We start from the raw sequence: 4,212 nt of genomic DNA on the forward strand, positions 1-4,212 counted from the left end.
GTCCGCGCCCTGCCCGCCGCTCGCGCCCTTCGTGAAGCCGCCGAAGCCCCGCCGCATCCGGTCGCCCAGGTCGCCGGCGCCGCCCGCGATGTCGTTGACCAGCTTCATCAGCGGGTCCTTGGAGCCGCGCACATGCGTGGCGTAGCTGGACGCCGACTCGCGGAAGGAGTCCCGGACCGAGGCGTCCTTGTCCTCCTCGCGCCGCGGGTAGTGGCCGTCCATGATCCGCTGGTAGTCCCGGGAGGCCTCCCACTTCTTCAGCTCGGCGGCCCGCACCGTGGTGAAGGGATGCGTGCGGGGCAGCACGTTCAGGATCTTCAGCACGGAGTCGCGCAGGTCGCCCCCGGCCTCGTACTCGTCGGCCTGCTCCAGGAACGCGTCCACGTTCATCTCGTGCAGGTGATTCCCGCCGGCGATCTTCATCAGGCCCCGCATGGACGCCTGGAGGTCCTGGCCGACCAGCAGCCCCGCCCGGTCGGCGGACAGCTCCGACTTGCGGAACCACTCGCGCAGCGCGGTCACGACCGCCATGATCGCCACATTGCCCAGCGGGATCCAGGCGACCCGGACGGCGAGGGACGTCAGGAAGAGCAGGATCGTCCGGTACACCGAGTGGCCCGACAGCGCGTGCCCGACCTCGTGCCCGACGACCGCCCGCATCTCCTCCTCGTCCAGCAGCTCCACCAGCCCCGTGGTGACGACGATGATCGGCTCGTCCAGGCCGATGCACATCGCGTTCGGCACGGGGTCCTGGTTCACGTACATCGGCGGGACCTTCTCCAGGTCCAGGATGTAGCAGGCGTCCCGCAGCATGTCGTTCAGATGGGCGAACTGCCGGTCCGAGACGCGCACCGAGTCGGACAGGAACAGCAGCCTGAGGCTCCGCTCGGGCAGCAGGCCGCTCAGCGCCTTGAAGACCGTGTCGAAACCGCTCAGCTTGCGCAGCGCCACCAGGGCACTGCGGTCGGCCGGATGCTCGTACGCGCGCGAGGAGATGCCCGGGAAGCGCCTGCGCTGCCTGCCCGGCACCCTCTCGTGCCCGCTGTGCTGGTGGCCGTCGGACATGTCTTCCCCCATGTGCGTCTGTGGGCCCGTGCGTGGAAAAGGCTCTTTGCGAACCCTTGTGCGACCCTTTGCGCCCCCGGAGCCGATCTCAGCCTAGGCGGAGATACCGTGGACGGGCAGTACAGCGAAGGAGTCACCGTCATGGAGCACACCCCCCACACCGCCTGGCTCGCCGAAGCGGCGACCGCGGCCGAGCAGCAGGGGGCGGGCAATCTGCTCCGGGTCGTCCTGATCGTGATGGTGCTGGGCTGTGTGCTGACCGCGTGGTTCCTGCTGCGGGGGTACAAGCGGAAGGACGACTGAGGCGGTCGGAAGGTTCCCCGGCCACGGCCGCCGGGCGGGCCGGGCCGTCCCCAACGGCGGAGTCGGCGTGATCGCCCGCGGGACGCCCGCATACGATGAGCCGCGACGTCCTTATCCCGCCCACACCTGATAGGTCACGCCGAAGATGAGCTTCCACAGCACTGCTGCCCAGTTGGTCACTCTCGCTGCCGAGGGCGAGGAGCACGGCGGCAACCACGAGAGCCTCAGCCCCTACCTCACCGGCGGCGCCGCGCTGTTCATCCTGCTGCTCCTGCTGTGGATCACCACGCGCTTCAACCGCGACCGCTGAGCGCGAGGGGGGATCCGGGGGCCCGGACCGGGCCGGTAGGGTCTGCACGCATGGGAGAGCAGGACATGCCCACCGGTCCGGCGCGCGACGCGGCGAGGGGCACACAGGACCGCTCGCTGCCCGCCCCGGGCAGCGGCGCGGCGCGATCGGGCAAGCGCCGCCTCGGCGTCATGGGCGGCACCTTCGACCCGATCCACCACGGGCACCTCGTGGCGGCCAGTGAGGTCGCCGCGCAGTTCCACCTCGACGAGGTGGTGTTCGTCCCCACCGGGCAGCCCTGGCAGAAGAGCCACCGCACGGTCTCCGCGGCCGAGGACCGCTATCTGATGACGGTCGTCGCCACCGTCGAGAACCCGCAGTTCTCGGTCAGCCGCATCGACATCGACCGGGGCGGCCCCACCTACACCGTGGACACCCTGCGCGACCTGCGGGCGCTCAACCCGGACACGGACCTGTTCTTCATCACCGGCGCCGACGCCCTCGCCCAGATCCTCACCTGGCGCGACAGCGAGGAGCTGTTCTCCCTCGCGCACTTCATCGGCGTCACCCGGCCCGGCCACACCCTGACGGACGCCGGGCTTCCCAAGGGCGGTGTCTCGCTCGTCGAGGTCCCCGCCCTCGCCATCTCCTCCACCGACTGCCGTGCGAGAGTCGCCAAGGGCGACCCCGTCTGGTACCTGGTGCCCGACGGAGTCGTGCGCTACATCGACAAGCGCCAGCTGTACCGCGGCGACTGAGCCGAGAGGGGCACCGGTGAACGACCCATACGACGCGGGACACGGCAACGGCCAGGCCGACCCGTACGAGCTCGTCGGCTACGACGAGTACGGCCGGCCGGTCTACCGCCAGGCCCAGGCCCCGGGCACGCCCGACCAGCAGCAGCCGTACGACCCCTACACGCAGCAGCAGTACGGCGGACACGGCGGGCAGCAGTACGGACAGCAGCAGGACCCCTACGGGCAGGGCTACGGCTACGACCCGTACGCCACCGGCACCCAGGGGACCGCCGCGCCGTACGACCCCTACGCCGGCCACGGCGGCCAGGACACCGGGCCCCAGCCGCCCGTCCCCGACGCCGGTCACGGCGGGTACGCCGGCCACGGACACGCCGCGCAGGCCCCGTACGACCCGTACGGGGCGGCCGCGACGAGCGGGCCGCAGCCGCGCGTCGCCGAGCAGACCGCCCACATCCCGCAGCAGGCCGGCCCGCCCGAGGCGCCGGACACGGCGATGCCCGGCGGACCCGAGCCGGACCGGGAGTACCACACCGAGCAGTTCGCCTTCGTCGAGGAGCCGGCCGACGACTCCGAGGACGTCATCGACTGGCTCAAGTTCACCGAGAACCGCACTGAACGCCGCGAGGAGGCCCGGCGCCGCGCCCGCTCGCGCGTCGTCGCCCTCGTCGTCGTCCTCGCCCTCGTCGCCGCCGGCGGCGTCGGCTACCTCTGGTACGCCGGGAAACTGCCGGGCCTGTCCTCCTCGGACTCCGAGACGGGCGGTACGACCGCGGCGGGCGCCCAGAAACGCGACGTGATCGCCGTCCACCTGCACGACACGGCCACGGGCGGCACCTCCACGGCGCTGCTGGTCAACAACACGACCACCCAGCGGGGCGCCGCCGTGCTGCTGCCCAACGCGCTGGCGCTGACCGGCGACGACGGCACCACCACCACGCTCGCCGAGTCCGTCGGCGACGACGGCCCCGACGCCACCCGCACCGCGCTCGACTCGGCCCTCGGCACCGACATCGAGGGCAGCTGGCGGCTGGACACCCCGTTCCTCCAGATCCTGGTCGACCTGGTCGGCAACATCGAGGTCGACACCGACACCGACGTGCCCGACCCGGCCGCCAAGGGCAAGGGCACCGCGCCCCTCGTGCACAAGGGCGCCAAGCAGACCCTCGGCGGCAAGGCGGCCGTCGCCTACGCCACCCACCGCGGCTCCGGGGAGTCCGCCGACGCCCAGCTCCAGCGCTTCGGGCAGGTCCTGCACGGCGTGCTGCGCAAGATGTCCTCCGACCCGCAGGGCGCGACGGTCACCGTGCAGACGCTCGGCCTGGTCCTCGACCCGCCGCTGACCGAGAGCGACCTCGGCTCCTTCCTCGCCGGGCTCTCCGAACTCGCCAAGGGCGGCGACTTCCGGACCGCGCTGCTGCCCGTCGGCAGCGACGGCAGGCTCAGCGCCGAGACCGGCGACGACGTCGTCAAGGACATCCTCGGCGGCACCGCCAAGAGCCCCGACAAGGACGCGGCCGTCAGCGTCGCCGTCCGCAACGCCACCGGCGACGAGGACCGCACCGGCAAGGCCCGCGTCACCCTCCTCAACGGCGGCTTCACCTTCGTCGAGGGCGGCACCGCCTCCGGCACCGAGGCCACCTCGCGGGTCCTGTACGCGGAGGCCGCCGACAAGGAGAACGCCGTCCAGGTCGCCAAGACCCTGGGCCTGCCCGACGGGTCCGTCACCCAGGGCAAGGTCGCGGCGAACGCCGACGTCTCGGTCGTCCTCGGCCAGGACTACGCGCCGGCGGCCTAGCC

The 4,212-nt window shown here is 72.1% G+C and carries 5 protein-coding genes; 4 read left to right on the forward strand and 1 reads right to left on the reverse strand.

The features are described from left to right. Nucleotides 1-1,065: M48 family metallopeptidase (locus tag GTW67_RS25865; RefSeq protein ID WP_161167191.1), on the reverse strand; the 1,065-nt coding region annotated here is incomplete at its 3' end. Between the two features lie 141 nt (nucleotides 1,066-1,206). Between GTW67_RS25865 and GTW67_RS37120 the strand changes: the two genes are divergently transcribed. The 4 genes from GTW67_RS37120 to GTW67_RS25875 all read left to right on the forward strand — a co-directional run bounded on the left by GTW67_RS37120 (nucleotide 1,207) and on the right by GTW67_RS25875 (nucleotide 4,210). Continuing rightward, the gene (locus tag GTW67_RS37120; protein WP_189227842.1) at nucleotides 1,207-1,368 is read left to right on the forward strand and encodes a hypothetical protein; all 162 of its coding nucleotides are present in this window, start codon (nucleotides 1,207-1,209) and stop codon (nucleotides 1,366-1,368) included. 145 nt (nucleotides 1,369-1,513) lie between these two features. Then, nucleotides 1,514-1,678, forward strand: coding sequence for a hypothetical protein (locus GTW67_RS37125; RefSeq protein ID WP_094057638.1), 165 nt, complete (start codon nucleotides 1,514-1,516; stop codon nucleotides 1,676-1,678). A gap of 50 nt (nucleotides 1,679-1,728) precedes the next feature. Next, nucleotides 1,729-2,415 (forward strand): nicotinate-nucleotide adenylyltransferase, encoded by a 687-nt coding sequence (gene nadD, locus GTW67_RS25870; RefSeq protein ID WP_202437700.1) that lies wholly within the window; start codon nucleotides 1,729-1,731, stop codon nucleotides 2,413-2,415. A 16-nt stretch (nucleotides 2,416-2,431) separates the two neighbouring features. Further along, complete coding sequence (locus GTW67_RS25875) at nucleotides 2,432-4,210, forward strand: LytR C-terminal domain-containing protein (protein ID WP_161167192.1); 1,779 nt, start codon at nucleotides 2,432-2,434, stop codon at nucleotides 4,208-4,210. Nucleotides 4,211-4,212: the final 2 nt, after the last annotated feature.

It is taken from the genome of Streptomyces sp. SID5910 (assembly GCF_009862125.1).
In the GTDB taxonomy this organism is placed as follows: domain Bacteria; phylum Actinomycetota; class Actinomycetes; order Streptomycetales; family Streptomycetaceae; genus Streptomyces.

Excerpts from the sequence above, each read along its gene's own strand:
- GTW67_RS37120 (WP_189227842.1), top strand. The coding sequence starts at position 1,207 with ATGGAGCACACCCCCCACACCGCCTGGCTCGCCGAAGCGGCGACCGCG.
- GTW67_RS37125 (WP_094057638.1), top strand. The coding sequence starts at position 1,514 with ATGAGCTTCCACAGCACTGCTGCCCAGTTGGTCACTCTCGCTGCCGAG.
- nadD (WP_202437700.1), top strand. The coding sequence starts at position 1,729 with ATGGGAGAGCAGGACATGCCCACCGGTCCGGCGCGCGACGCGGCGAGG.